The sequence below is a fragment of the Rhodococcus sp. 05-2256-B1 genome (assembly GCF_002258465.1).
In the GTDB taxonomy this organism is placed as follows: Bacteria; Actinomycetota; Actinomycetes; order Mycobacteriales; family Mycobacteriaceae; genus Rhodococcoides; species Rhodococcoides fascians.
In genome coordinates this window covers 149,266-175,596 of the sequence record NZ_NOZA01000025.1, presented here as the reverse complement: position 1 = coordinate 175,596, position 26,331 = coordinate 149,266, and the positions used below count along the sequence as shown (strand labels likewise).

General features: G+C 65.5%; 24 protein-coding genes and 1 pseudogene. 9 read left to right on the top strand and 16 right to left on the bottom strand.

The annotated features are described in order from the left end of the window. Positions 1 to 163 precede the first annotated feature (163 nt). The 4 genes from CH285_RS13365 to CH285_RS13345 form a co-directional block, all read right to left on the bottom strand. Positions 164 to 523, bottom strand: coding sequence for a MerR family transcriptional regulator (locus tag CH285_RS13365; RefSeq protein WP_008720465.1), 360 nt, complete (start codon positions 521 to 523; stop codon positions 164 to 166). Positions 524 to 693: 170 nt separating this feature from the next. Beyond that, positions 694 to 990, bottom strand: coding sequence for a hypothetical protein (locus tag CH285_RS13360; protein WP_008720468.1), 297 nt, complete (start codon positions 988 to 990; stop codon positions 694 to 696). A gap of 978 nt (positions 991 to 1,968) precedes the next feature. Then, positions 1,969 to 2,694: a YoaK family protein gene (locus CH285_RS13350; RefSeq protein ID WP_008720488.1), complete on the bottom strand. Its 726-nt coding sequence runs from the start codon at positions 2,692 to 2,694 to the stop codon at positions 1,969 to 1,971. An 852-nt stretch (positions 2,695 to 3,546) separates the two neighbouring features. Then, complete coding sequence (locus CH285_RS13345) at positions 3,547 to 3,858, bottom strand: DUF4229 domain-containing protein (RefSeq protein WP_008720486.1); 312 nt, start codon at positions 3,856 to 3,858, stop codon at positions 3,547 to 3,549. 80 nt (positions 3,859 to 3,938) lie between these two features. Between CH285_RS13345 and CH285_RS13340 the strand changes: the two genes are divergently transcribed. From CH285_RS13340 to CH285_RS13330, 3 genes are all read left to right on the top strand, one after another. Then, positions 3,939 to 4,730 carry a DUF3105 domain-containing protein gene (locus tag CH285_RS13340; RefSeq protein WP_032373348.1) on the top strand — a complete coding sequence of 264 codons (792 nt, stop codon included), beginning with the start codon at positions 3,939 to 3,941 and terminating at the stop codon, positions 4,728 to 4,730. Further along, positions 4,727 to 5,485: a DUF305 domain-containing protein gene (locus CH285_RS13335; protein WP_008720482.1), complete on the top strand. Its 759-nt coding sequence runs from the start codon at positions 4,727 to 4,729 to the stop codon at positions 5,483 to 5,485. Before CH285_RS13340 ends, CH285_RS13335 begins: the two co-directional genes overlap by 4 nt. Positions 5,486 to 5,724: 239 nt before the next feature. Then, the gene (locus CH285_RS13330; protein ID WP_230558228.1) at positions 5,725 to 6,846 is read left to right on the top strand and encodes a M23 family metallopeptidase; all 1,122 of its coding nucleotides are present in this window, start codon (positions 5,725 to 5,727) and stop codon (positions 6,844 to 6,846) included. 84 nt (positions 6,847 to 6,930) lie between these two features. Here the strand turns inward: CH285_RS13330 and CH285_RS13325 are convergent, their stop codons facing one another. The 7 genes from CH285_RS13325 to CH285_RS13295 form a co-directional block, all read right to left on the bottom strand. Next, positions 6,931 to 7,887 carry a cytochrome c oxidase assembly protein gene (locus tag CH285_RS13325; protein WP_008720478.1) on the bottom strand — a complete coding sequence of 319 codons (957 nt, stop codon included), beginning with the start codon at positions 7,885 to 7,887 and terminating at the stop codon, positions 6,931 to 6,933. Between the two features lie 10 nt (positions 7,888 to 7,897). Beyond that, positions 7,898 to 8,491: a copper resistance CopC family protein gene (locus CH285_RS13320; protein ID WP_008720475.1), complete on the bottom strand. Its 594-nt coding sequence runs from the start codon at positions 8,489 to 8,491 to the stop codon at positions 7,898 to 7,900. 91 nt (positions 8,492 to 8,582) lie between these two features. Then, positions 8,583 to 10,355 (bottom strand): aa3-type cytochrome oxidase subunit I, encoded by a 1,773-nt coding sequence (gene ctaD / locus CH285_RS13315; RefSeq protein WP_094642705.1) that lies wholly within the window; start codon positions 10,353 to 10,355, stop codon positions 8,583 to 8,585. An 85-nt stretch (positions 10,356 to 10,440) separates the two neighbouring features. Continuing rightward, positions 10,441 to 11,397: a M56 family metallopeptidase gene (locus CH285_RS13310; RefSeq protein ID WP_008720986.1), complete on the bottom strand. Its 957-nt coding sequence runs from the start codon at positions 11,395 to 11,397 to the stop codon at positions 10,441 to 10,443. Continuing rightward, positions 11,394 to 11,747 (bottom strand): BlaI/MecI/CopY family transcriptional regulator, encoded by a 354-nt coding sequence (locus CH285_RS13305; protein WP_027494220.1) that lies wholly within the window; start codon positions 11,745 to 11,747, stop codon positions 11,394 to 11,396. Before CH285_RS13305 ends, CH285_RS13310 begins: the two co-directional genes overlap by 4 nt. 25 nt (positions 11,748 to 11,772) lie before the next feature. After that, positions 11,773 to 12,567: a M23 family metallopeptidase gene (locus CH285_RS13300; protein ID WP_080733228.1), complete on the bottom strand. Its 795-nt coding sequence runs from the start codon at positions 12,565 to 12,567 to the stop codon at positions 11,773 to 11,775. A gap of 536 nt (positions 12,568 to 13,103) precedes the next feature. After that, positions 13,104 to 15,128 carry a cytochrome c oxidase assembly protein gene (locus CH285_RS13295; protein ID WP_032373357.1) on the bottom strand — a complete coding sequence of 675 codons (2,025 nt, stop codon included), beginning with the start codon at positions 15,126 to 15,128 and terminating at the stop codon, positions 13,104 to 13,106. 197 nt (positions 15,129 to 15,325) lie between these two features. Here CH285_RS13295 and CH285_RS13290 point away from each other — a divergent pair, with 197 nt between their 5' ends. Further along, complete coding sequence (locus CH285_RS13290) at positions 15,326 to 16,249, top strand: cation diffusion facilitator family transporter (protein WP_008720942.1); 924 nt, start codon at positions 15,326 to 15,328, stop codon at positions 16,247 to 16,249. A gap of 179 nt (positions 16,250 to 16,428) precedes the next feature. On the opposite strand, the gene CH285_RS13285 is transcribed toward CH285_RS13290, so the two are convergent. Further along, the gene (locus tag CH285_RS13285; protein WP_008720941.1) at positions 16,429 to 16,842 is read right to left on the bottom strand and encodes a Rieske (2Fe-2S) protein; all 414 of its coding nucleotides are present in this window, start codon (positions 16,840 to 16,842) and stop codon (positions 16,429 to 16,431) included. A 185-nt stretch (positions 16,843 to 17,027) separates the two neighbouring features. Further along, on the bottom strand, positions 17,028 to 17,555 hold the full coding sequence (gene lspA, locus CH285_RS13280) for a signal peptidase II (RefSeq protein WP_052061206.1): 528 nt from the start codon (positions 17,553 to 17,555) through the stop codon (positions 17,028 to 17,030). A gap of 291 nt (positions 17,556 to 17,846) precedes the next feature. Here lspA and lnt point away from each other — a divergent pair, with 291 nt between their 5' ends. Genes lnt through ccsB form a run of 3 tightly spaced genes read left to right on the top strand, consistent with a single transcriptional unit; the run spans position 17,847 to position 21,946 of the window. After that, the gene (gene lnt, locus CH285_RS13275) at positions 17,847 to 19,322 is read left to right on the top strand and encodes an apolipoprotein N-acyltransferase (protein ID WP_228139423.1); all 1,476 of its coding nucleotides are present in this window, start codon (positions 17,847 to 17,849) and stop codon (positions 19,320 to 19,322) included. 34 nt (positions 19,323 to 19,356) lie between these two features. Further along, a complete protein-coding gene (gene resB, locus CH285_RS13270; protein WP_045841170.1) occupies positions 19,357 to 20,979 on the top strand; it encodes a cytochrome c biogenesis protein ResB in 1,623 nt (540 codons plus the stop codon). Between the two features lie 4 nt (positions 20,980 to 20,983). Beyond that, entirely contained in the window at positions 20,984 to 21,946 is a 963-nt protein-coding gene (gene ccsB, locus CH285_RS13265; protein WP_032373342.1) for a c-type cytochrome biogenesis protein CcsB, read from the top strand. 6 nt (positions 21,947 to 21,952) lie between these two features. Here the strand turns inward: ccsB and CH285_RS13260 are convergent. From CH285_RS13260 to CH285_RS13250, 3 genes and pseudogenes are all read right to left on the bottom strand, one after another. Continuing rightward, a pseudogene (locus tag CH285_RS13260) lies at positions 21,953 to 22,252 on the bottom strand (DUF3703 domain-containing protein). Between the two features lie 48 nt (positions 22,253 to 22,300). Then, positions 22,301 to 24,508, bottom strand: a complete 2,208-nt coding sequence (locus CH285_RS13255) for a heavy metal translocating P-type ATPase (RefSeq protein WP_032373341.1) — start codon at positions 24,506 to 24,508, stop codon at positions 22,301 to 22,303. Then, the gene (locus tag CH285_RS13250) at positions 24,501 to 24,899 is read right to left on the bottom strand and encodes an ArsR/SmtB family transcription factor (protein WP_032373340.1); all 399 of its coding nucleotides are present in this window, start codon (positions 24,897 to 24,899) and stop codon (positions 24,501 to 24,503) included. Before CH285_RS13250 ends, CH285_RS13255 begins: the two co-directional genes overlap by 8 nt. A gap of 136 nt (positions 24,900 to 25,035) precedes the next feature. On the opposite strand from CH285_RS13250, the gene CH285_RS13245 reads away from it, so the two are divergent. Continuing rightward, entirely contained in the window at positions 25,036 to 25,695 is a 660-nt protein-coding gene (locus CH285_RS13245) for a DsbA family protein (protein ID WP_008720127.1), read from the top strand. Further along, on the top strand, positions 25,670 to 26,305 hold the full coding sequence (locus CH285_RS13240) for a vitamin K epoxide reductase family protein (protein ID WP_008720128.1): 636 nt from the start codon (positions 25,670 to 25,672) through the stop codon (positions 26,303 to 26,305). Before CH285_RS13245 ends, CH285_RS13240 begins: the two co-directional genes overlap by 26 nt. Positions 26,306 to 26,331: the final 26 nt, after the last annotated feature.

Genomic DNA, 26,331 nt, shown 5'->3' with positions numbered 1-26,331 from the left:
TGTGGGACCCGGTCACCGGACCTGCGGACGCACGCGACAAACCGCAGTTGCTCCGTACGGCGCGGTCGAGATCGCCGACTTCCCGATCGCGGTGGCACCTGCTACGAAGGCGCTTTCGATTCCCTACTCGCCGAATCCGTCCGAGACGGCGAGGAGGCCGAGGTCAACCAGCTGCATTGCGGGTCGAACGGCGCGCCGACGCGTCGGGAGTGTCGTCGAGACGATCGAACGCACCGGTCATTGCGGCATGCAGCTCGGTGAGCTGCGCGATCGACTCCTCCTCCCGGGTGATGTGCTCGCGCAGTGTTGGCCGCAGCCCGGTCTTCACAGCGGCGCAGGAGTCGTTCTCCCATGCGCGCAGCATCGTCTTGATCTGTGGCAGCGTCAGTTTCGAGCTTTTCGCGGCGGTGATGAACGCCAACCGTTGCTGTGCTCGTTTGTCGTAGACGCGGTACCCGTTCGGGGCTCGGTCCGCCGGCAGCAGCCCCTCGCTTTCGTGGAAGCGCAGCGTCGTCGCCGGCACCCCGTCGCCGAGGAGAGTTACGAGATCAGATCAGCAGGGCTTCGGCAAGCCTGGTCTTCGTCCGTACGCAATCGTCAAAGACTGCGCTCGCCCTGTCGATTCGTTCTGTACGACGCCGTATGTCACCGACGATACCAATGAGTACCCCCTGGGGTATCCCGATTCGGGTGTCAGCCGAGGATGGCTTCCCGGAGCTGAGCCATGCTCGGCGCACCCGCCGGCCCGTCACCTGTCATGTACACACGGCAGGCCAGACCGACTGCGGCGGATGTGTCGCCCATGACGTCGACGCCGTCGACGAGAACGGTCGGAGAGCCACGAAAACGCACCTGTTCGGCCATGTCCACCGTGTCCACGCGTTGATAGACGAGCACGGCGTCCGAGTGTTCCGCGGCGAGGAGCTGCAACCGTTCAGCAGTGACCGTCCAGTTCGGGCAACCGTCGAAATACTGCAGGGTGATCTCCATCCACCCACGGTATATCCGTGCTGAAGTTGGCAGCGCACAGGTCGTAGAATTCGATTACGCGGAAGGAGACGGAGTGCCGAACTTCTCCCGTCACTCTCGACGGAAAGGGCTTGCTCATGAATCTGTCCAGTGAGAGTGACGGCACCTCGGCCTGTTCCTGCTGTGGTCGCGATTTCCCGACCGTGAAGTTGCACTCCCTGGCAGGGGGAGCTGCCTATATCTGCCGACGTTGCGGACTGTGGGTTGCGATCCGTCGACGCTAGAGAGAACAGCGTGGGTGTACCGCTCTTCAGTAGGCTGCCTGCACCGATACGTCGTCTCGGCCATGGCGTACCGCCGTACGCAACCGGCGCGCGTCGCCCGTGCGGCTCGATCCGGCCCGTACCAAAGCCCGGGTCGGCGGCGTCCACCGCCGCGACCTTTCGCGGCCATGTCGCGCAGATTCTGCGATTGGTTCCCGTCGACCACGTGAAGAGGCTGTTGCTGCGCCTCGTCCAGCGTCACTCGTACACAGATCGGGTTGTCGGACATGTGCAATGCGTTCACCGACTCGTCGATCGACCCACCGAGCGCGATGGCCAACGCGTAGCGATGCGGGCGAACCACCCGCGGTTGTCCACAGCGGGAGACCCAGAATCTGCCGTATCCGTCGTCGGCAATGGCTCCGATCCGGATCGCACACGGGGACCGATGCGGCCGTGCACGACGTAGCTGCGAAACCGAGCTCGCTCGTCGGCGTCGCCGACTATTGACGGTTTCGGCACCGACCTCCCAACCCACCTAGCAACTACCGGCATCGCTGACGCCTTGGCGAAGAGATCAGGGCCAAGCGAGAGATGGTGTGTATCGAACATCCTCTCCACACGCTCAAACCGATTGATTCACGTTGCGACAGTGTTTCTGTTGGTCGAGTCCGCCGGTGGAGCAGAACGATCTCGGGAGCGCGGACCCGTAGGTTTTCGCTGGCCGGGAATAGACCTATCCCCATAGGGATCGTCGCTCGGTGTGAGTGAAGGTGAAGATGCTTGCAAGCAGGCTGATGGCTGCGGTAACCAGGAGTACTTGAGGTCCGGTGATCGCGGCACCGATCAGAGCCCCGGCTGCGCCTCCGGCTGCGAAGGACCCGAGAAGCATTGCATAGCAAAGCCAGTCGAGGTAAGTACCGCCGCCCAGTAGGTGTCTTTCGATCCCTTGGCCCAGTTTGACGACGGTGCCGGTGACGTAGCTCAGGGGGATGTAGGTTTCTTCTCGTTTCGTGAATGCTGTGTTGAGCGCGCCGAGAGCGAACGCAACCAACAGAATGGGATAGAAATTTACGTCGTCGGACGCCCAGCCGGATATCCCGATATCGATGAGCCCTGCCGCGGCGAGGGCGATGGTCGTGACAACTGTTGCTCCGTGTGGGTGATTGGACCAGTATCGGCGGCGGCAGATCGACGCGATCACCACTCCCGCCAGAAAGGCACCCATCAAAGCCAGCGCCGCCCACGGCGATGCGCCGGGTGCAACGGGCTTACCTTCCGGACTGCCGAAATGCCCGATGACGGCGCGTTCGGTGTTGCCGGTCATGAACGTCACGAAATACCCCGCCGAATGCAGAAATGCGACAGCACCCACCATTCCGGCCAGCGCGGACAGTATCCACGACAGTCGCGCCTCCGCGCCGACGGCTGTTTCGCGGCTGAGTGCCACAGAAGATGTCATGCAACCAAGTCTCCCGGCCGTGTACGGAGCCGCAAGTCGATGAGGTGCAGCTCACTCGGCGGTTCTTCGGTGTTCGTATTCCCTTCGGAAGCAATCGAACTCCCACCTGCACCTCGTCTGCCGACCTCGGTGACAAGCCCACCCAGCGGTGTAATTTGCGTGCTCAAGTAGCACGAACTCGCGGCCCATCCGCGCGTGGTCAGTTCCATCCCTGTGGATCGGTGGGCGGCACAGTGTCCGGATATCAGCCGATGAGTCGGAAGGCTTCCGTCCCGCCGAGATGTGGGAACGCTGGCGTACTGTCCTGCGGTTCTATCGCTACCCCTCGACGCTACTACTCACCGAGCACGTACCGGGGGAGACTTTTCCCGGTATGTGCAGGTGGCCGGTGCGTCCAGGCCCCGTCGCCGTTCCGATCGACCGGTGGGGTCGTGCCGTTTCCCGCCGACCCGATGCCCCAGGTAGCGGTCGGGGCGGTCATCGCTGCTCACCGCTCCGGGCGACTGCCCCGGCGCGATCCACGCCCGCCCCTGTCGTGGCGACGCGGTCGTGGCGAGCGGGAAACTGACGTCACCGGCACACCACCGCACCCGGTGTCAGCTGCACCAGGCTCGGACTACTAGCTAATCGGTGTCGATGCCCGCCGCCGTGCCCACGCCGCTCTGGCCGATGTGCCTGACCTCGTCGATGATCTCGAGTATCGGATCGAGACTCTGATGCACCGCACCCTGGAACTACTAGACATCGAGCCGGACGCCGAAGCGTCCGTCGAATGGGTCGGCGAACAGTGACCGACACGGACGATCCGCCAACGCCAACGCCAACGCCAACGCCGAAGTCCGTGCGCCGACGTCACGGTTTGTCGGTGCCGGGTCGTCCCGCCGCGGGGCCTCGCTTCTTGATCGAGCGCGTGCGATCGACTGCTTCGATGTCCGCATTGATGGTTCGGCGGAGCTTCCTCAGGGTCAGTGCCGACAGCGGCAGGCTTGCTGCAAGTGCGCCAAGCAGTACCAACACGAAGGAAATGTCAAGGCTCGTCAGTGCGTCGACGGCCAAAAGCACTCCTGCGGCGACACACACGAAGAGCAGGCGTGCACCGTTGTAGGCCAGCACATGAAGGGCAAGCTGCCCGCGAGCAGTTGAGGGTGCGCGGAACACCGGCATCGGCCGTCCTGTCGTGCGTAGGGGCTTCCTGGGACCTTGATTCAAATACTATGGTGCATAGTATTTGATGGAGGAGCAATATGAACAGCAGCAGAAACCCCGCCCGAGGCCGACGGAGCTCGACTCGGCGATCACGCCCAGCCGGAGTGCCCGGGGGCGTGCGCGCTCCCTGGGCGGTGATAGGCGCGGGTGTCGTCATCGTCGTGCTCGTCGGTGCGATCGGATACAACCTGGCCCCCCGCGTCCTCGAACGCAATCAGGCCGAGCGGTTCGCGCCGACCGCCGACGACCCGGACCCCTCCCGCGGCATCGACGGCGTCGTCGAGGTCGAGTATCCGGCCGCGCGGCACGTCGAACCAGCTCAGAGAGTTGCCTACGATCAGAGTCCGCCGTTCGGCGGCCCTCACGACCAGACCTGGGCGACGTGTACCGGAGTGGTGTACCCCGTCCCGCTACGCAGCGAGAACGCGGTTCATTCGCTCGAACACGGGGCGGTGTGGGTGACGTACGACCCGAACCGGGTCTCCTCCGACGAGGTCGGTTCACTCGCCGGGCGGGTCGAGGGCGAGCCCTACACGATGATGTCGCCCTACCCGGGCCTGACGGCACCGATCACGCTGCAGTCGTGGGGCCATCGACTCGAGCTCGACAATGCCTCCGACCGGCGCATCACTCAGTTCGTCGCTGCTCTGCGACAGAACCCCTCGACCCACCCCGAGAGCGGAGCCAGTTGCTCGACCATTCCCGGCGCGTTCGATCCCGACAACCCGCCGCCGTTCGACGCCAGCGAGCCAGGACCGGACGCGGTGCCCCTCGAGGAAGACCCGGCCCTCGACAGTGCGCCAGCGCCGATGGGGGAGGGGAGTCGATGACCGTGCACGGCCAGGCCGACGATGCCCAGATCGACGATGCACAGAACGACAGTGCACAGAATGACGCCGCGGAAACGGGACCCAGATCCAGGCCCAGGGCACTGCTCATCGGCTTGGCGGTGACAGCTCTCGTCCTGTCCGGCGTCCTCATCGGCGTACTGCTCACACCGGACAGCGCACGAGTGGCCGTACCGGCATCGAATTCGGTGGATGTGGGTTTCGCGCAGGACATGTCGGTCCATCACAACCAGGCGATCGAGATGTCGGCGATGGCGTTGGGACGCTCGACGGATCCGGTCATCCGGACCCTCGCCTTCGACGTGTTGACCTCGCAGCAGAGCCAAGTCGGCACGATGCAAGGCTGGTTGACACTGTGGGACAGGCCATATCTGCCCGACGGCCCGACGATGACGTGGATGACCGGGGCCAGCTCGACAGGGGGTCACCCGATGGACATGAGCGCGTCCGCGAACGACAGCGGACAGGACGCGACGTCGATGCCCGGCATGGCCAGTACCGCCGAGCTGACGGCACTTCGCCGGATGAACGCCGAAGAATTCGACGGCCGGTATCTACAACTGCTCCGCCGCCACCATCGTGGGGGAATCCCGATGGCAGAGCAGGGAGCAGCGAACGCGACAGTTCCCGCTGTCGCCGCGCTCGCGGGCTCGATCGCCTCCGCGCAAACCGCCGAGGTCGGTCAGATCGATGTCCTGCTGAGCGCACACGGGGTCTCACCGTTGCCGGAGAGCTGACGCCGATATCTAAATACTATGTTGCATAGTAATAACGATTGGGATGACCCCCATGACCGGCATCGGCACGCATGAAAAGGCGTCGAATCGTCGAGTTACTGTGCAAAGCACTCACTTTCGACGCCGAATCGATAGGCGAAACAGCGACGAATGCAGTCGAGAGTGTGACAGAAGGGGCTTGTGGTGTCGATGGGATCACGCAACACTGACCCACGGCCGACACGGCATCCACTGCGATCGTGACCGGCATTCAACGAGAAGGGTGGGGTGACCACGTGAACAACGCGGGAAAGACGACGCCGAGCGGCGGGCGACGTCGCGCATGCCGAGGTGCGCGGACATACGTGATCGTCGGTGCCGCACTCGGTGCGGTGTTCCTGCACGCCCCGGTAGCCGAAGCGAATCCGGGTCAACCGGCCGTGGAGTCCGGGGACGAGGTCGAAGGTCAGCAGACCGCCGACGCCGTCAGCCGGTTGATCCGCCTGGCCGATCGGGCCGCGACAATCGGTACCGATCCGATCGCGGTGGCAGACCTCGCAGCCTTCGCATCCTCGACGTGGGCCGCCGCCCAGGCCGGCGGCGTCATCGCGGACACCGCCGGCCCGGTGTCCGCGTCGGCAGGATGCATCGTCGACGCCATCGCCCGTGGAGTCTCGAATGCCCCGGCGCAGTCCCTGTCCTGCCTGGCCCCGTTGGCGACTCTCGACCCACTCCTGGCCCTTCGTATCGCCGCATCGCTCCAGGTCGACGCCCTCGACCCCGCAGTCCCGCATGACGGCGACCGAGGTGGGGAACAGGATCCGGTGACGGGCAACACCGGCCGCGATTCGCCCGTGCCCGGCACCACCGACACCCCTCCCGCATCCGAGACGACCGCGCCCGAAGATTCTGTTCCTGATGCAGCACAGCAGCGCGGTTCCACGTCCGGTGGCTCGGCCACCTCCCGAGGTACTGCGTCTGCTGTCGCACCCAGCAGCGGACTGGTCACCTCGAATTTCGGCACCCGAAGCGGGACACAACACGGCGGTGTCGACATCGCCGACTCACTGGGCTCACCGATCGTCGCCGCGGCCGATGGAACGGTCATCAGCGCCGGGCCCGCACAGGGCTTCGGGCTGTGGGTTCGGATCAGACACGACGATGGATCGATCACCACCTACGGGCACAACAACGGAAATTCGGTCACGGTGGGTCAGCGCGTCCGTAAGGGCGATCGGATTGCAGAGGTCGGGAACCGCGGTAACTCGACGGGTCCGCATCTGCATTTCGAGGCGACTTCTCCCGCGGGACAGAAGGTCGATCCGCAAGCCTGGCTCGGTGAGCGTGGAGCCAGAATCGGGGTGGGCACACGTGCGCGATGAATGCGCCCGATCAGGCCCTTGCCAGTAAGCGCGATCAGGCGATGAGCTCGCGGCAGTCCCCGAGCGCGGGACGGCCGCGACAGCTCAGGTCCGTTGACTGGTCTCGCTACCGATCTTTTTCAGAAAGTCGTTGTAGGCGTTGAGTTCGCTGTACCCGTCTTCTTCGGCGTGCCGGTCCGCGGCAGCCGATTCCTCCTTTTCGTCCCGGTTCCACCGAATGCAGAAGATGAGCACCACCAGCAGGGCCACCGGCTCACCGTAGGACCACGCAAGCGCCCCGGCGAGCTTCTGATCGGATACCGGATCGACACCCCACTGCGGGGGAGGGGAGGCGAACGTGGCGAGCATGGGGGTGCTCGACATCATCAGGATGACACCGAAGAACACATGCAACGGCATCTCGACGAACAGGTCGAACAACCGGCCCAGATTGCTCTGCCGAACGGGGAGGGGGCCGACGGCGAGCACAGGGATGATGAACAGCAGCCCGCTGGCGAAGAAGAAGATCTCCATCGATACGTGCCCGATGACTGTGATGGCGAGAACATCGAAGATCGACGACAGATACAGCCCGTAATAGCTGAAGAGGAACAACGGGATCGTCAGACCTGGATGTAGTGCGATGCGCCCGGCGCGGCTACGCAACCCCGTCAGCGCCGCGATCAGTACCCACCGCCCGGCTCCGTGATGAGCGGTGGCACGCAACAGAAGTCGTCCGGGCGAACCCACCACCAACAACGGTGGGATGGTCATCGACAACGTCAGATGCTGGAACATGAAGACGCTGAACAGGCTGTATCCGTAGCGTTCGACCTGCAGTCCGGTCACCAGGACCAGCGCCGCGCAGCCGAGCAGAAAACTCGCACTCCGCCACCGTGACCATGCGATACCCCGGCCGCGGATCCGGTAGAGCCCCCAGCAGTACAGTCCGGCCATGACGATGCCGGCGATCGGCAGGATCGGGAGCGGCGGAAGATCGAAGCTCAGCAACGCTGCCAGGGTCGGCGGGCCTTCCGGGGGAGTTACGGCGGCGATGTTCATCGGGCCCCTGTCATTGCTTGTCCTTGCCTCGGATCACCAACGTCAGGGCGATGGCAGCGAGACCGAGGACAGTCAGGCCCACGATGGAGAGCAGCATCATGGTGTTCTGTTTCGGTGGCCGGTCCTCGCTGGCGGACGGGTTGTTCGGATCGTAGGCCTGCGTCGGCGTGGTCGAGGGAGCCGGCGAGGTCGCACCGCCCTGCGATTGCTGTGCAGCAGCGTCCGGGCGGGTGGCGGTCTCCGCGACGTCGACCGAAAAGCCGTACGACCCGGTGATCGGGTGCCCGTCCGCGGAGGTGACGCGGTAGCCGACGGTGTACTGCCCGTTGGGTAGGCCGTCCTCGAGCAGGACCGATACGTCGGGGCCCTCGACCGTGGCCGTACCCTGCGTCCACTGAGTATCGCCAGGACCTACCACGCTGATGGTCGCGAACGATTCGTTGATGTCCTGATTGAACTTGAGGCCGACGCCGATCGGTGCGAACTCGAGCGTCACATCGGCCGGGGGGTCGGAGCTGACGAGTTCACTGTGCGCCGATGCCGGGGCCGCGGAGAACAGTGCTGTGCCGCACATGAGCACGGCGACCAGCATCCATCGTTTCACGTTCGGTTCTCCTCTGGTCGTACTGATTCTCCTTACTACTATGCGCACTAGTAGTAAGGGGGTGTGAGCCTACGGGGGTCGGTCGACCGTGTTACTTGTCGACGTCCGGCCGTTTCGATACGTCCGGTCCGGCAATCGCTTCGGTGATCACTTCCGAGGGCGCGATCGAATCCGAGTGCGGGCCACCGACGTGCTGCTCGGCGCGGATGCGTTCGACCATGTGCGGATAGTGCAGCTCGAACGCCGGCCGCTCGGAGCGGATCCGGGGCATCTCGGTGAAGTTGTGCCGCGGGGGTGGGCAACTGGTCGCCCACTCGAGGGAGTTACCGAAGCCCCAGGGGTCGTCGACGGTGACCACTTCGCCGTAGCGGTAGCTCTTGAACACGTTCCAGATGAACGGCAGCGTCGAGGCCCCGAGGACGAACGATCCCACGGTCGAGATCTGGTTGAGGGTGGTGAATCCGTCGGACGGGAGGTAGTCGGCGTAGCGGCGCGGCATTCCTTGGGCGCCGAGCCAGTGCTGGACGAGGAAGGTGGCGTGGAAGCCGAGGAACGTCAGCCAGAAGTGCCACTTGCCCAGTCGTTCGTCGAGCATGCGGCCGGTCATCTTGGGGAACCAGAAGTAGATGCCGGCGTAGGTCGCGAACACGACCGTTCCGAACACGACGTAGTGGAAGTGCGCGACGACGAAGTAGGTGTCGGTGACGTTGAAGTCGATGGGCGGGCTCGCCAGGAGCACTCCGGACAGTCCACCGAAGACGAACGTGATCAGGAATCCGATGGAGAAGAGCATGGGGGATTCGAGGGTGACCTGGCCGCGCCACATGGTGCCGATCCAGTTGAAGATCTTCACCCCGGTCGGCACGGCGATGAGGAAGGTCATGAACGAGAAGAACGGCAGCAGCACGGCACCGGTGGCGTACATGTGGTGCGCCCACACCGCGATGGACAGGGCGGCGATGCCGACGGTGGCGTAGATCAACCCCTTGTACCCGAAGATGGGTTTGCGGGAGAAGACCGGGAAGATCTCCGAGACGATTCCGAAGAACGGTAGCGCGATGATGTAGACCTCGGGGTGTCCGAAGAACCAGAACAGGTGCTGCCAGAGCAACGCTCCGCCGTTGGCGGGATCGAAGATGTGGGTGCCGAGTTTACGGTCGGCGAGCAGGCCCATCAGTGCTGCGGTCAGCAGTGGGAACGCCAGCAGGATCAAGATCGAGGTCACCAGGATGTTCCAGGTGAAGATCGGTAGCCGGAACATCGTCATTCCCGGTGCGCGCAGGCACACCACGGTGGTGACCATGTTGACCCCGCCCAGGATGGTGCCCAGGCCGGCGACGAGCAGGCCCACGATCCACAGGTCGGATCCGATACCGGGGGAGTAGACGGCGCTGCTCAACGGGGTGTACGCGGTCCAGCCGAAGTCTGCGGCACCGCCGGGGCTGATGAAACCTGCGGTGGTGACCAGTGCGCCGAACAGGTACAGCCAGTAGGAGAAGGCATTGAGCCGGGGGAAGGCGACATCGGGTGCGCCGATCTGCAGCGGCAGGATGTAGTTGCCGAAGCCGAAGACGATCGGGGTGGCGTAGAGCAGCAGCATGATCGTGCCGTGCATGGTGAAGAGCTGGTTGTACTGCTCGTTGGAGAGGAACTGCATTCCCGGGACCGCGAGCTCGGAGCGCATGATCAACGCCATCAGGCCACCGACGAGAAAGAACCCGAACGAGGTCACCAAGTACATCAGTCCGATGACCTTCGGATCGGTGGTGGTGACCATCGTGTGCAGGAACGACCCCTTGCGGGCCCCGCGGGGTGGATAGGGGCGAACCGCCGGCGCAGCCGGAGGAGATGTCAGCGCCGTCATGGAACCACCTTCGTGTCGCACGCGAATTACAGGACGCGTCCGCCAGCGTAACCCAAATACTATGCAGCATAGTATTTGGGGTTGTTCAGATCAGCAGGACCGCGCACGCTGCGGCGGAGACCGCGCTGAGCGAGACGACGGCCAACACGGCCGGCACGACGAGGGGCAGCACGGCGGCGGCAGCATAAGCGCCCGCTCGGGTTCGGCTCGGTGTTTGCGCGCTCGTGTCGAGGTGATGCAACCGCTCGGTGGTCGAGTCCCCGATCAGGCCCAGTGCCCACAGTGGCCGCGCAGAATGCGCCTGCGAGACCGTCGACAATGCCGAACGTACAGTGTCGGCGCTGGTGACTGCGGCCGCGGACCGGTCGGCTGCGACCTCGACCAGGACCCGTACCGCCGCGGGTGCCGCGGCGAAGAGGGGAACGCGAGGAAGCGCTTTGGCCAGGATCTCGCAGATGTTGACGATGCGGTGATGGCGCCCGCGCAGGTGGGCACGTTCGTGTGCGATCACTGCTCGCTGTTGTTCGGGATCGAGATGGGCGAGCAGGCCTTCGGTGGCCACGACGTAGCCGGGGCGACCGTCGATGCTGTAGGCCAGCGGGAGTGGGTGGTCGAGCCACATGATCGGTTCGGGTCCGGGGTCCGTGCGCGCCACGACGGCGATGACATCGCGGTGATAGTCGCGGACTTTGGACCGCGCTCGAAGCTGACGGCGAGTCGAGCGCAGGACGCGCGCCGATGCCGACGCCGCGAGGACGACCGATGCCCCGGCGACCGCTTCCCCGATCCACGGCTGGGCCGCGTGTTGCAGCGAGCCCAGGCAGCGGACGGCGAGTTCGACCATGCCCTCGGCCGGCGCATGGCCGGGCCAGAGCAACACCGCCACCGCGGATCCCACGAGAAACAGCACCCCGGCGATGCTGCCGATCCAAGCGGTCAAGGCGAGAGAGGGGCCGACGGTGCGGGTGAGTGAGGTCAGCAGCGGCGGCATGGCAACGGCCACCAGGGTCGCGGCGAGGAGTAATGCCAGTGCGACGATCACCGGTTCGCGTCCGGCAGGTTCCCCCGCAGGGCGTCCAGTTCGTCGTCGGTGACGGTTTTCGCGAAATGCATCAGCACGGCGGCCGAGTCGGTGCTGGTGTCGAGGATTTCGCGCAGCGCTTGCGAGGTGGCCTCGGCCCGAGATTGCACGGGCGAGTAGAGATAGGCGCGTGACTGCTTGGTCCGCTCGACCCACCCCTTCTCGTGGAGATGGGTCACGACGGTCAGGATCGTGGTGTAGGCGGGGTTTCTGTCGGCCATGCGTTCACGCAGGTCGTGGACCGACTGCGGTCGATCACATTGCCAGAGCACGTTCATCACCTCCGCTTCGAGATCACCGAGCCTTTTCATCGCCAGTTCTTCTTTCCTCGTCGTGTCAGGTGATATCGACTCCGCGTGCCGACAGCCACGCCGTCGGGTCGGACTTGGCACCGTCGGGTTGCCACACTTCGTAATGCAGGTGGGGTCCGGTGGATTGGCCTCGGTTGCCTACCGTAGCAATGAGCTCGCCGGCTTTCACGCGTTGACCGGCGGTGACGAGCGCCTGGTCTATGTGGCCGTACACCCCGATCGTGCCGTCGTCCTGACGAATACGCACCCACAGGCCGAACCCTTGCGCCGGCCCTGCTTCGATGACCTCACCGTCGGTCACCGATACGATCGGCGTCCCGATCGTATTGGCGATGTCGAGTCCGTAATGCGTTGTCCCCCAACGCGGCCCAGAACTGGAGGTCAATGTGCCCGACACCGGCACCACCGAGAGCGGGCGCCGCGCCTCGGCATCGCGTGCGGCGCGCTCCGCCGCCCGAACTCCCCCCTCGGCGAGTTGCTCGGTCATGCGCTGCGCGAGCCGGCCGACATCGAGATCGGGCATTTGCAACACCTGCGGGGGTGAGGCGACGACCGGGCTCGGCGGCAGGACGCCGGCGGGAGGGCTATCGATACTCGCAGCGCTGAGCGCCACACTGTCCTGCGACCCGGTGTTCGGAGACGTCGCTGCCGCGGACAGAAAGGCACCGACCGCGACCGACGCAGCGATGGCGCGGCCACCCGGCTTCGGCACCCGGCGGCGATGAAGTCCGCGGCGAGCACGTCGCGACACGGCCTGCACTACATCGCGGCCACCGTCGCCGTGTGTCGTCTCGTCCGGACCGGCCACGTGCACCCACATCGACGCGGCAGTGTCCGCGGCCGCGGTGTCCCAGGCGGCGCTGACCGCGTGAGCGGGTACATCCGGTGCGGGCGTCTGCGCCGAAGGCGTGTGCTCGTCCTGCGACCGATTGTCGGAGTACACGGTCTCGGCGGGCGACTCGGTCACGAAACGCGAGGGTGCGAACCCGGCGTGTCGATGACGGGGGTGATCGATGAGCGCCGTCGGCCTGTTGCCGACGGGCATCGAGACCGCGACGCCGGGTGCCGGCGCTGCGTAGTCGTCGTCGATCGGATCGGGTGTGCGGTGTCGGGCCAAGATCACAATCCTTGGTGGCTACGAGGCCGTGGCCTCGCTCGAGATAACGAAATGGTGACGGTCAGGCCACAGGTTACTACTATCGAGCATAGTTTTTCCATCCCACTCGACCCGGATTCGTCCGTACCGCTGGTCACGGTCCTCGGAGGACATCCCGCCGGGCTACGACATCCCGCCGGGCTACGACATCCCGCCGGGCTACGACATCCGCACCGGAACAGGGCTGGGCGTTTCGGGTATCAGGGGTGATCGCGCCGAGAGGACAGGCCACCGAGCATGGTGTTGTACGCCTCGAGTTCGGTATCACCTTGATCGTCGACTCGGCGGTCTCGTTGCCGTGCCGCGCTCTCGTCGGCCGCCGACCACCGGACCGCGGCGAGAACCGCGGCAGCGAGCAACGGCAACTCCCCGATGCCCCACGCCAGAGTGCCGCCGCGCCGCTGGTCGGCCAGCAGGTCTGCGTTCCAGTCCAGACGCAGTCCGCTGTAGAAGCTCGCTCCGAGCGCGGTCTCGAGATCGATCGTCACGACGAGGAAGAATGCGAACCCGGCCAATGCGGTGATACTCGCGAGCAACTTCGTCAGTCCCGCGATCGGTCTCGGTACCGGGTCTTCGCCGACCGTGCCCCAGAACATCACCATCCCGACGGTCAGGAACCAGCCCTTCATCACCATGTGTGCCACATGCGAGTCGGCGACGGTGTCGAACAGTCCGCCGGGGTAGAGCAGGTAGAAGCTGCTCAGGAACACCGTGGTGCTGACCCACGGGTGTATCGCGATCCGGGCTGCTCGGCTCTGCCATGCAGCCCGGAGCCATTCGCGCGAGCCCGGTGCTTCGGCGGCCGACGCGGTCGGCAGGACCGAGGCGAACAAGGTTGCCGGTCGGCCGAGGACCAACAGCAACGGCACGGCGACGGCGACCGCGGTCAGTCCCGCCATGTGCACGCTGAACATCGCCGGGCTGTAGAACCCGACCCCGGACGAGGTCGCCACGAGCAGCACCGCAGTACCCGCCAACCAGCTCGCTGTCCACCGCCGCCGCCATGACAGGCCTGCCCGCCGACGGCGCCGCACGGCCACCAGATACAGGACGGCCGCGATCACCGCCGCGGAGCCGAACACCAGGTCGAAACGCCACTCGAACGCCAACCGCGCAGCGGTGGGCGGGCCGTCCAACACGTAGCCCAAGGCCTCTTCGTGCGCCTGGGGCAGCGAGGTGTCCTGCGGCGGGGGCGGGGGAGTGCGGCCCAGTGCGACCGCCAGGCCCACGGTGGTGACGAGAACGAGGGTCTCGATCATCGACAACGTGATCAGGGATCTGCGCCTCGCGGGGTCGTGAGCCAGAGCGCGGACCGTTCGTCGTCGCTGTATCCACCCGAGGGTCCCCACGATCGCCAGAGCTGCGATCTTCGCCAGTATCAGAGCGCCGTACGTCGAATCCCACAGCGACGTCACGGGCACTCGCACGGCAGCGTTGACCACTCCGGAGACCGCCATGATCACGAACGCGACCAGAGCGAGCGTCGAGTAGCGGCGGGTCGCGACGGCAAGGTGCCCACCTCCGCGCAGCGCATGAGCGAGAAGTGCGAGGAGTCCGCCCACCCACAGCGCGGCAGCGAGGATGTGCAGGATCAACGAGTTCGTCGCGATGTCGTGATTGCCGCCGGTCGAGGAGTGGCCGGTGACCGCGCGCGGGATCAACGCGAGCATCGACAGGGCGAACAAGGCGGGGGTCCATCGATGCCGCAACACCGCCGCGCATGCTGCGGCGGTGATCGCCGCGACCGCAGAGGTGATGGCCCATGCAGTGGAGGCCTCGACATCGCCGATCGCACCGAGGAACTGCACCGGTTGCGCTGCAACGGATCCGACAGGTTGACCCGAGGCGTCCGAGAGTGTCAGCGGCACCAACGCCGCCGCGCACACCGCCCACACTGCGGAGGCCTTCGCCGCGGTGCGGACGGCTACGTACCCGTCGATGTCGAGCACACCCGACCTCTGAGGCGGAACGAGAAATGCCGCGAGGAGCAGCGACCCCGCCGCCACGACGGCAGCCACCTCGCCGATCGCGGTCAGTGCCGGGATCCCGTACGTGGTGATCGGGCCCGGATCGGGCAGACCCAACAGCACGAGCGCTTGCGACGTCGACATCGCTGCGAGCAGTGCAGCGACCACCGCGGCAATCGCTGCGCACAGCACCATCACCTGCGATCCGGAGCGTCGATCCACTGCGCCGCGGGTCGAATGGGCCGCTTCGGTGGCCATGGTGTGCGCCTCTTCCCGGTGGATCGTGTTTCCGGCATGGGCGCGAGGCAGTCCGACCTGCGCCGACAATGAACTACTACGAATGATAGTTGTACGAGTCCGGGCAGCCACCGCCGGATGATCCTTCAACACTTGCATGTATGCGCATATCGCAATATGTTGTCGTTCTGCGGATCTGACACGACGAAGGAGCAACGATGGGGCACGGACATGGCCACGGGATAGAGCCGGGTTCACCGGCCAGCGCGTCCGGTAAGCACCTCGGGCGACTGTGGATCGCTGTCGGTCTGGGGGCGGTCACCCTGGTGACGCAGGTCGTCGTCGGCCTGTCCACCTCGTCGCTGGCGTTGCTCTCCGATTCCGCACACGTGTTCACCGACGTGTTCGGGGTGCTGATGGCGATCGTGGCGATCACACTCGCACAGCGACGATCGACCAAGGCTGCCCGCACGTTCGGGCTCTACCGAGCCGAGGTGTTCGCCGCATTGTTCAATGCACTTCTGCTGTTCGGTGTGGCCGGTTGGATTCTCTACGAAGCCGCGCAACGCATCACGAATCCGCCCGAGGTCCCCGGCGTCCCGGTGATGGCGGTGGCCACCCTCGGGCTCGTGATGAACCTCATCGCGTTCGTCCTGCTGCGCAGCGGCGCCAAGGACAGCCTCAATGTTCGGGGTGCGTATCTCGAGGTGATGGCGGACATGCTCGGCTCGATCGGCGTACTGGTCAGCGGACTGGTCACCGTCCTGTTCGGGTGGCGGTACGCCGACCCGGTCATCGCGGTCGCCATCGGCGTGTTCGTCCTGCCACGCGCGTTCAACCTGGGCCGTCACGCCGTACGAATTCTGCTGCAACATGCTCCGGCGGGCATCGATGTCGCCGCCGTGGAAAGGGCCCTGACCGATGTCGACGATGTCGAAGAGGTGCACGATCTGCACATATGGACACTGACGTCGGGGATGGAGGTCGCGTCGGCGCATCTGACGGTCGCCCCGGAGGCCGAGACACCGCGGGTGCTCGCTGCAGCGCAGCAGGTTCTCCGCAACGAGTTCGGTCTCGAACACGCCACTGTGCAGGTCGAACCCCGGGAAGGCGAAGGCCGGTGCCGAGAGGTCAATTGGTAGGCAGGTCTCGACCCGGTGCGCGATCGGCACGCTGTGCTGTCGTCGACACGGCAGCGATGTACCGAACCGGCACCCGTCGGGTGGGGGCACAGAGTGGGTCCTCGAGTGCCGCACATCGGCCCGGTCGAGACCGTTCACCCCGAACCCGTCCACCTCGCATGTTCGCGCCCGGTGATGGATCAGTCGACGGTGAGGGTATCGACGGTTCTGGTCACGGCACGGTTCGGCAGTGGCTCGGTGGCGGGGCTGCGCATGACCGCCCCGTCGGTGATCGAGAACGCACTGTTGTGGCAGGGGCACTCGATCGTGCCGTTGCGAACTCGGTTCACTGTGCACCCTCGGTGAGAACAGATAGCCGAGAAGGCCCGGAAGATACCGGGTTCCGGTTGGGTGACGACGACCTGCCGGTCGGCGAGCACGATTCCACCGCCGACAGGAACATCGTTCACCGACAAGGTGACGGGACCGTCGGAAGCGGTGTCCTCACCGGACGGGGCTTCGCCGACGCTGCATCCGGCGGCAGTCAGGCACGCTGTAGCGCAGCTCGTAGCGAGAAAAATACGGCGCGGTAGCGCCGGGATGTCCTCGCTCATACAGCAGGCTCCCCTCGGTACGCCTCGGTGAGCGAGAGGCGACGATCGCGTGTCGGTGGTTGTAGTCGACTATGTTTCGAGCAGTTCCGGTGTCGATCACCCTCACTGTTCGAGCGGATCAGCATGATTGTCCTGTCGCGAATGTATGTGCACTGCAGGGCATTCGATTCGAACGCCGAGATATCTCATGCACGTTCACGATCCGGCGCTGTCGGGCACTGCGGGCAGAGGGGCAACCCTTGTGCCCTCTCGCGTGCCAGTGCCGCCCCGATCATCAGCACCACCCCGCAGGTGATGTAGATGTCGGCGAGGTTGAATGTCGGCCACCAACCGGTGTGAAAGTAGTCCGTGACCGCACCGTCGACAAGCCGGTCCAGAACGTTGGACAGCGCGCCGGCGAGGATCAACGCCAGCGCCACCGTGGTCCACTGCTCCCCGTGCCGAGCGCTGTGCCATCCGTAGGCCGCGACCCCGGCGGTGATCGTCGCCGTGACCGACACGATCACCCATAGGGGCAGCGAATTGCCCAGACTGAAGGCCATTCCGCGGTTGAAGGCGAGCCGCAATTCGAGGATCGGTAGTGGGATCGGAGAGCCGACCAATGCTTCTTGCGCCCAGTAGTCGACGGTCAGCGCGGTAGCGACCAATGTCAGCACGAGAGTCACTGCGTAAGCACGCAGCCGCGTGGGAGACGTGGTGGGCGAGCGGTTCACGGATCCTCGTTCTCGGGTGTGTATCTCGGACAGGTGCTGGGTGTCGACGGAAGGGGATCGGTCACCGCCGCAGAGTTGCCATCACATAAAATACTATGCACCATAGTAGTTGATGAACGGCAGAGGCTCCTCCGGTACCGGCTGCACGCGCGTGCCGTCATGAGATCGGCTCCCGGCATCGAGCCCGGGCCTCGACCTCTCGTCTACGACCCGAGCCGGGCGCGGTGGGTGACCGGCAGCAACGGAGTCCGCGCGTGGATCCGGCTCCTCGCCGCCGCCTCATCCGGGCTGATGTTGTATGCCACATTCCCGCCCATCGATCTGTGGTTTCTCGCTCCGGTAGCACTTGCAATGCTGCTGTTGGCTGTGCGCGGGCGAGGGGCGCGTGCGGGGGCCGGCTACGGCTTCGTCGCCGGCTCGGCGTTCTTCGTGCCTCTGCTGCCGTGGGTGGGGGAGTACGTCGGATCGGTGCCGTGGCTGGCGCTGTCCGTCGTTCAAGCACTCTTCGTGGCACTGTTCGGTGCGGTAGCGGATCGGATGTCCCGACTGCCGTGGGCGCCGGTCTGGGTGGCGAGCGCCTGGGTGGCGATGGAAGCGGCACGATCTCGGGTCCCGTTCGGCGGCTTCCCTTGGGGCCGCATCGCATTCGGTCAATCCGACGGGCCGCTGCTGCCTCTGGCTGCGGTGATCGGCGCGCCGGGGTTGTCGTTCGTCGTGGTGCTGATCGGGTCCGCTCTGGCCGGCGTCGTTGCCTCCGGTCGCATCACCCGCAGAACTGCAGCAGCGTCGTGCATCGGTGTGGCCACTGCTGTAGGGGCGCTCACGATGGTGGCTCCACTGTTCGCTCCGCCGCAGCAGGACACGGTCACCGTCGCCTTGGTGCAAGGCAACGTCCCGCGTCTCGGTCTCGACTTCAACGCCCAACGACGCGCGGTTCTCGACAACCATGTTCAGCGCACCATCGAGCTCGCCGCCGACATCGACTCCGGCCGCGTACGCGCACCCGACCTGGTCATCTGGCCGGAGAACTCCTCCGACATCGATCCCCTGCGCAACCCCGACGCCGCCGCACGTATCGACGCCGCGGCCCGCGCCGTCGGAGTCCCCGTACTCGTCGGCACGGTTCTCCGCCGAGACGACGGCACCACGAGCAACACCTCGATCGTGTGGGATCCCGTCACCGGGCCCGGGCAGAGGCACGACAAGCGGCAACTGGTGCCGTTCGGGGAGTACCTGCCGATGCGCACGATCGTCACCGCACTCTCTCCCTATGCCGCCCAGGCAGGAAACTTCACCCCGGGCCAGGGCAACGGCGTCCTCGACCTCGCCGGAGTGCACGTCGCGGTGGCCACCTGCTACGAGGTCGCCTTCGACTCGTTGCTCACCGACTCCGTGCGCGCCGGTGCCCAGCTGATCGCAGTGCCCACCAACAACGCCACTTTCGGTCGGACGAACATGACCTATCAACAACTCGCCATGTCGCGGGTACGAGCGGTCGAACACGGGCGCAGCGTCGTCGTGTCGGCCACCAGCGGCGTCAGCGCCGTCATCGATGCACGCGGGGAGGTCGTCGAGCGCACGGAGCTGTTCACCCCCGCAGCTGTCGTCACCGAGGTGTCACTGAGCACCACCCTCACCCCGGCGACGATCACCGGCAGCGTTCCGGAATGGATTGCCGCCACCGGCGCTGGTGCAGCACTGGCGTTCTCGCTGCTGCGCCGACCACGCTCCATCACACCGAACCCCGCAAACTACTATGTCGCGTAGTATTTAGATGGTGGTCGGTGAAGGGCGTGCGGAGATGACGATCGACGAACACCCCCGTGCGCACTCGCCGGGACTGGTGCGCAGAACAGTGGCGATGCTGCGCAACCGGTGGCGACAACTGACGTCGATGCGGACAGCGTTGGTGCTGCTGTTCCTCCTCGCCGCCGCAGCTGTCCCCGGCGCTTTGCTGCCGCAGCGCAATCTCAATACCCAGGCCGTCGATTCTTTCATTGCCGCGCGTCCGGTTCTCGGGCCGGTGATGGACACGCTGGAATTGTTCGACGTGTTCGCGAGTTCCTGGTTCACCGCGATCTACGTCCTGTTGTTCGTGTCGCTGATCGGCTGTCTGACTCCCCGGTTGATCGAGCACGGCAAAGCTCTTCGCGCACAACCTGTTCGAGTACCGCGAAACCTCACTCGACTACCGTTGCATCATTCGGGCACCCTCGCCGGTGACCCCGAGAAGGTGATCGCCGACATCGCGCGGCACTTGAAAGGGTGGCGTACCGCCGTTCGACCCGAGCCCGATGGGGCACTGACTCTCTCGGCGGAGAAGGGCTACACCCGCGAGGCCGGGAACCTGCTGTTTCACTTCTCGCTGATCGGTCTGCTCGCGGCCATCGCGATCGGCAAACTGTTCGGCTACGAAGGCTCGGTCATCGTCATCGCCGACAACGGGCCCGGTTTCTGCAACACCTCGCCCGCGATCTACGACTCCTTTCGCGCCGGCAACAGCACCGACGGCACCGGACTCGAGCCGTTCTGTATCCGGGTCAGAGATTTCACCGCCGACTACCTCGAGAACGGTCAGGCCGAGATGTTCACCTCGAACATCTCCTACCAGAGCGCCGACGACATCGCCGCCGACACCTGGCGCGACTATCAACTCAAAGTCAACGAACCCCTCCGGCTCGGCGACGAACGCATCTACCTCACCGGACACGGCTACGCCCCCGAGTTCACCGTCACCTTCCCCGACGGCCAGACCCGCACCGAAGCGCTGCAGTTCCGCCCCGACGACGCCACCACGTTCCTCAGCAGCGGCGCGCTGCGATTCGACCCACCCGGGGGGACCTACGCCACCGCCGAGGAGCGCCGCCGAGGGCAGATCGCCATCGAAGGACTCTTCGCGCCCACCGCGCAATTCAACGGCAACCTGCTCTCCTCCCGCTTCCCGGAACTGGTCGATCCCGCGGTGGCAGTGGACATCTACAAAGGCGACACCGGTCTCGACACCGGCATCCCGCAGTCGATCTTCTCCCTGGACCAGGAGATGATCAACCAGGGCCGGCTGGTCAAGCAGGACCGGGTCAACCTGCGGCCCGGAGAATCGACGACCCTCTCCGACGGCACCGTCGTCCGGTTCGACGGTGCCAAGGAATTCGCGAACCTCCAGGTCGGATACGACCCCGCGCAGCGGTGGGTGCTCGTGTTCGCGGTCACGATGATGACCGGACTACTGGTGTCCCTGGTCATCACACGTCGCCGTGTCTGGTTCCGGGTCCACCCCGGCGAGCGCGGTCTCTCGCCAGTGGACATGGGTGGCCTGGCTCGCACCGATCACGCCGGCTGGGGACCGGAATTCCAGACCCTTCGGTTGAAGATCTGGCCGCACACGCAGAGCCCGTCCGAGAACCACGACAGAGAAACGGTGTAGCACCATGCCGATCGACGACACCCTCGCCCGGTGGAGCGACATCAGCTTCGAGACCGCCTTCGTGGTCTATCTCCTCGCCGCGATCGCATTCCTCGCACAGCTCGCAACGACCCGTAGCGCGGAACTGCACAATACGGAGCGACTTCGTGCTCGGATCATTGCTGCCACGTCGACGACGCCCGGACGCATTCCCGACGCACCCCGGCGAGTTCCATCCGAACGTTTCGGGCGTAGCGGACTCGGGCTGGTGATGGTGGCACTGACCCTGCATATCGGGTCGATCATCCTTCGCGGGATCGCCACCGGCAGGCCGCCGTGGGGCAACATGTACGAATTCGTCTCGGTCACCTGCGCAGCAGGTGTAGTCGCTGCACTGGTGGTGCTGCGCTCGACGCAGCTACGCACCCTGTGGTTGTTCGTTCTGGTGCCGACGTTGATCCTGCTGTTCGTCGCCGGCACCGTGCTGTACGCCGACGCAGCACCGGTGGTACCGGCACTGCAGTCGTACTGGCTGCCGGTGCACGTCTCCATCGTCTCGCTCGGCAGCGGGGTGTTCCTGATCTCCGGGGTTGCGAGCATACTGTTCCTGATCCGCATGAAGCATCCCGAGGACTCGGGCAGCCGCGTGAGCCGGATCGCAGCCCGCCTGCCCTCCGCGCAGACACTGGACATCGTGGCCTACAAGACCACGATCTTCGCCTTCCCGCTCTTCGGCGTCGGCGTCATCCTCGGCGCTATCTGGGCCGAAGCCGCGTGGGGCCGGTTCTGGGGCTGGGATCCGAAAGAAACGGTCTCCTTCATCACCTGGATCGTCTACGCCTCCTACCTGCACGCCCGCGCCACCAGCGGGTGGCGCAACACCCGCGCAGCATGGATCAACATCGCCGGATTCGTGGCGATGCTGTTCAATCTGTTCATCATCAACATGGTCGTCTCCGGCCTGCACTCCTACGCAGGCCTGAACTGATGACCGCTATCTGCCTCTCAGCGCGTCCGTACGGTCCTGCGGAATGGGCATCGGCGACATCGGTCCCGCCTCGACCCGGCCGGTGTTACCGGCCGGGTATCGCCCCGACCACGATCCTGGAGCAGCGATCACGATCCGGATCACCTGACCCCAGGATTCGCGCCGATCATGTTCTACCGCCGCAGCTTTCACCATCGCGGCGTGGTTGAGAGCATGCAATCACGGATAGTGCTGCGAGAGGATGTGTGTTCGTTCGAGGTGGTGCCAGCGCACCTCTGTTGTCGATGCCGCTGCTGCTGGGGTCATGTCGATCCCGTAGAGCCTGCATGCAGTCCGATCACCGCCCGCAGGTCTCTACCTTCCCTGACCGAGTTCGCTTCGCGCGGGAGTCGATGTGCAGCAGGTACATCCATCCGAGCACCCGGAGCTGCTGCCGTCGTCTGCTCCGATCGCCGAGGGTGACGGTGCGGTGGTGGCGGCCAGTAGGTTCCCAGATGCGAGAGGCGCAGCGTTCCTCGGCGTCGGGGCCGGAGCGCAGCAGGCATCCTCGAAGGCCGCTGCGGGTGCGATCGTGACATTGAGGGCACCGGATGCCGTAGGCGGTGGGACGAACCCGTCCAACGGTGTGGTGCGGGCGGCACGAATCGCATTGGCGATCACCAGGACTTCGGCGAGTTCGTGGACGAGCACCACAGTCGCCAAACCGAGGACGCCGGTGGCAGCCAGTGGGACGAGCACGCCGATGATCGCGATCGACAGGGCGATGTTCTGGACCATGATGCCGCGGGCATGCCGAGCGTGGGCCAGCACCTGCGGTAGATGCCGGAGGTCTTCCCCCATGAGGGCAACATCGGCGGTCTCGATGGCAACGTCGGTTCCCATTGCGCCCATGGCGATACCGACATCTGCGGTCGCCAAGGCGGGAGCGTCGTTGATGCCGTCGCCGACCATGGCAATCTTGCGTCCGGCCGCGATGTCGGCGAGCAGGGCCGCTTTGTCCTCGGGCAGTAGTTCGGCGTGGACGGCGGTGATACCCGCCTGGGTCGCCAGGGCCTGCGCAGTGAGTGCGTTGTCGCCGGTGAGCATCGCAGTGTCGATACCGAGCGCGGTGAGTTGGCGGACAGCCTCGGCGGCCTCGGGCCGCAGTTCGTCGCGGACGGCGATCGCAGCGATCAGGACTCCGGCGCGTTCGACGAGAACGACTGTGGCACCGCTGCTTTGGAGACGAGCGACGTCGGCGCGGAACTCCTCGGAGCTGGGGTGGGTGTCGAACCAGCTCGGTTTCCCGAGCCTGATCGCGGCTCCGTCGAGGGTGCCGGTCAGGCCGTGTCCGGCGATGGCAGTGACATCATCGGCTGCCGCGACGGTCGATACGGAAGCGAGGATGGCGCGGGCGAGTGGATGCTCGCTGCGCGCTTCGAGCGCAGCAGCAACGGCCAGCGCGGCGTCGCGGCCGATTCCCGCAGCGGTGACGACGTCGACGACCTCCGGTCGTCCTGCGGTGAGGGTGCCGGTCTTGTCCACGGCGACGACGCGGATGCGGCCCAGCTCTTCTACTGCTGCACCGCCTTTGATCAATGCCCCGTTGCGGCTCGCAGCCCCGATCGCCGCCACCACCGACAGCGGCACCGAGATGGCCAACGCGCACGGTGATGCCGCGACCAGGACCACCAGTGCGCGTTCGAGCCACAACATGGGGTCACCGAGCACCGCACCGACGCCGGCGACGAGGGCGGCGAGAATCATGATCGAAGGCACGAGGGGACGTGCGATCCGGTCCGCGAGCCGCTGGCCGGCCCCTTTGCGGTCCTGGGCCTGTTCGACGATGCGGACGATGCGCGCAAGCGAACTCTCCGATGCCGGCGCGGTGACGGTGATCTCGATGGCTCCGCCGCCGTTGATGGCACCGGCATGCACCTCGTCGCCGACACCGGCTTCGATGGGCACGGACTCGCCGGTGATCGCGGACACGTCCAGATTCGTCGAACCGCGTGCGATGGTGCCGTCCGTGGCAGCTCGCTCGCCCGGTCGCAGCACCATGGTGTCCCCGATCACGACATCGTCGGGGGGCAGGGCCTGCTCGGTTCCACCGCGCAGGACCGACACTGTCGGCGGCACCAAGGACAGAAGTGCGCGTAGTCCGCGGCGGGTCTTGGTGACCGCGTACTCCTCGAGTCCCTCGGCGACGGAAAACAGGATGCCGAGCATCGCGGCCTCGGGGATCTGGCCCAATGCGATGGCACCGAGGAGCGCGATCGTCATCAGCGTGCCGACACCGATGCGGCCGTGTCGCAGATTTCTCACCGTCGCGGGAACGAAGGTGACGGCCGCGATCGCGGCAGCGATCAGACCGCCGACGGTCGCGACCGCATCGGCACCCGTTCGACCGAGCAACCACGATGCGGCGAGGATGATCGCGGCTACCGATGCGAGTTGCAGCTCGCGGACCTGCCACAACCTCTGGGGTACGTCGGTCGGAGCCGGACCTGCCGTGCCCGTACCGTCGGCGGCCGGTTCGGTGGTCGGCGCAGCGGGGGTCGGTCCGCAGCACGCGTCAGCCATGATCGACCCCGGTGAGATCAGCGGTGGCCGAGGCGGTGGCCAGTGGCTCGGTCAGTATCGAGAGCAGTCGGGCGCCGCGATCGGTGAGCGAATACATGACCAACTTTCCCTCTCTGTTCGATGTGACGGCGTCCGCGGCTTTGAGTTTGCGGAGATGGTGGGAGACCAGCTTCTGGCTCTGTCCCACGATCCACGCAACATCGCAGCCGCACATCTGCCCGCCGGCGTTCAACGCGAGCGCGATGGTCAGTCGGGTGGGGTCACCGAAAGCTCGGGCAGCGTCGGCGACCGGTTCGATATCGCCGAGAGCAGGCAAGGCTGCGCGCACCCTCTCGGCGTGAGGGAGGTCCATACACAACAGATCGCACGAGTCCAAAGGTTCCAAGGCCATGGGCACAATCTAACAATCATGCGATCGTCAGGGAAGACCTTTCGGTCGACGTTCGTACGATTGTTAGTCTCACAACGGGTCGAAACGCCCATATCGGGCCCGTTGATCAGTCCGAACGAGTCGAGAAGGTAGTTGTATGAGCCGAGCGTTGAAGATTTCCCTGTCCCTGGTGGTCGTGTTCGCCGCCGCGTTGGCTGTATTTCTGGTGGTGGACCGATCGGGCACGCCGGATGCTGCCGCCGCCGAGCAGGCCGCCGCCGACCCTGCCTCGATCGCGGTGCGCGAGAACAGTCATCGGTTGAACTCGGTGCCCGACGGCCGGGTCACGTTCGTGGAGTTCCTCGACTTCGAGTGCGAGGCCTGCCGGTCTGTCTACCCAGCGATCGAACAATTGCGTGAGGAGTACGGCGACCGGGTGAGCTTCGTGGCCCGCTACTTTCCCATCGCCTCGCACTTCAATGCCGAACGCGCCGCACGCGCTGTCGAAGCCGCAGCACAGCAGGGCGGCTTCGAGGACATGTATCAGCGCATGTACGAGACGCAGGCGCAGTGGGGCGAACAGCAGGTTCCGCAGGACGAGTTGTTTCGGAGCTTCGCCGTCGAGCAAGGACTCGACATGAGCGCCTTCGATGCCGCTTACACCGACCCTGCGACGCTCGAACGCATCGAGGCCGACGTCGCCGACGGGATCGCGCTCGGCGTCCAGGGCACCCCGACGTTCTTCCTCAACGGCACCAAGATCGAACCCACCACCTACGGAGACCTCACCGATGCCCTCGACGCTGCACTCGGCTGACCGCGCAGCCGCTCTCACCCGACGCAGCGGACCGTTCGCCCGAAGCCTGCCCTGGCTGCTGCTGGTAGGAGGCGTGATCGGACTGGCCGCCGCGTTCGTACTCACGGTAGAGAAGTTCGCCCTTGCGCTCGATCCCGCCTACGCCCCGACCTGCAGTATCAATCCGGTACTCAACTGCGGATCGGTGATGGACACCCCGCAGGCGTCTGCGTTCGGATTTCCCAATTCCCTTCTCGGGATCGCGGGCTTCGCCGTCGTGGCGGCAGTGGGTGCCGCCCTGCTCGCCGGAGCCGTGTTCGCGCAGTGGTTCTGGAGTGCACTGCAGGTCGGTGTCACTGCTGCTGCGGTCTTCGTGCACTGGCTGATCGTGCAGAGCCTCTACGACATCGGCGCGCTGTGCCCGTACTGCATGGCGGTGTGGGCGGTCACCGTACCGATCTTCTGGTACGTCACGCTGCGCAACCTCGACCGCGGGGCTCCGAGTGCGGGCCGGCGGCAGTGGGCGGGAGTGTTGATGCGCAATCACTCGATTGCGCTGACCGTGTGGTTTCTCGTCCTCATCGCCCTGATCGCGCAGCGTTTCTGGTCGTACTGGTCCACGCTCCTATGATCCGCGACGTACCGTTCGCCCCTCTG

What these genes read in the sequence shown, in the direction of transcription:
- CH285_RS13360 (WP_008720468.1), bottom strand. Translation starts at nt 990, where the DNA reads ATGGAGATCACCCTGCAGTATTTCGACGGTTGCCCGAACTGGACGGTC.
- CH285_RS13340 (WP_032373348.1), top strand. Translation starts at nt 3,939, where the DNA reads ATGAACAGCAGCAGAAACCCCGCCCGAGGCCGACGGAGCTCGACTCGG.
- CH285_RS13290 (WP_008720942.1), top strand. Translation starts at nt 15,326, where the DNA reads ATGGGGCACGGACATGGCCACGGGATAGAGCCGGGTTCACCGGCCAGC.
- CH285_RS13240 (WP_008720128.1), top strand. Translation starts at nt 25,670, where the DNA reads ATGCCCTCGACGCTGCACTCGGCTGACCGCGCAGCCGCTCTCACCCGA.
- resB (WP_045841170.1), top strand. Translation starts at nt 19,357, where the DNA reads ATGACGATCGACGAACACCCCCGTGCGCACTCGCCGGGACTGGTGCGC.
- CH285_RS13285 (WP_008720941.1), bottom strand. Translation starts at nt 16,842, where the DNA reads ATGAGCGAGGACATCCCGGCGCTACCGCGCCGTATTTTTCTCGCTACG.
- CH285_RS13255 (WP_032373341.1), bottom strand. Translation starts at nt 24,508, where the DNA reads ATGGCTGACGCGTGCTGCGGACCGACCCCCGCTGCGCCGACCACCGAA.
- CH285_RS13300 (WP_080733228.1), bottom strand. Translation starts at nt 12,567, where the DNA reads ATGTGGGTGCACGTGGCCGGTCCGGACGAGACGACACACGGCGACGGT.
- ctaD (WP_094642705.1), bottom strand. Translation starts at nt 10,355, where the DNA reads ATGACGGCGCTGACATCTCCTCCGGCTGCGCCGGCGGTTCGCCCCTAT.
- CH285_RS13350 (WP_008720488.1), bottom strand. Translation starts at nt 2,694, where the DNA reads ATGACATCTTCTGTGGCACTCAGCCGCGAAACAGCCGTCGGCGCGGAG.
- CH285_RS13335 (WP_008720482.1), top strand. Translation starts at nt 4,727, where the DNA reads ATGACCGTGCACGGCCAGGCCGACGATGCCCAGATCGACGATGCACAG.
- CH285_RS13345 (WP_008720486.1), bottom strand. Translation starts at nt 3,858, where the DNA reads ATGCCGGTGTTCCGCGCACCCTCAACTGCTCGCGGGCAGCTTGCCCTT.
- CH285_RS13250 (WP_032373340.1), bottom strand. Translation starts at nt 24,899, where the DNA reads ATGGCCTTGGAACCTTTGGACTCGTGCGATCTGTTGTGTATGGACCTC.
- CH285_RS13325 (WP_008720478.1), bottom strand. Translation starts at nt 7,887, where the DNA reads ATGAACATCGCCGCCGTAACTCCCCCGGAAGGCCCGCCGACCCTGGCA.
- CH285_RS13305 (WP_027494220.1), bottom strand. Translation starts at nt 11,747, where the DNA reads ATGAAAAGGCTCGGTGATCTCGAAGCGGAGGTGATGAACGTGCTCTGG.
- CH285_RS13245 (WP_008720127.1), top strand. Translation starts at nt 25,036, where the DNA reads ATGAGCCGAGCGTTGAAGATTTCCCTGTCCCTGGTGGTCGTGTTCGCC.
- CH285_RS13295 (WP_032373357.1), bottom strand. Translation starts at nt 15,128, where the DNA reads ATGGCCACCGAAGCGGCCCATTCGACCCGCGGCGCAGTGGATCGACGC.
- lnt (WP_228139423.1), top strand. Translation starts at nt 17,847, where the DNA reads ATGTTGTATGCCACATTCCCGCCCATCGATCTGTGGTTTCTCGCTCCG.
- ccsB (WP_032373342.1), top strand. Translation starts at nt 20,984, where the DNA reads ATGCCGATCGACGACACCCTCGCCCGGTGGAGCGACATCAGCTTCGAG.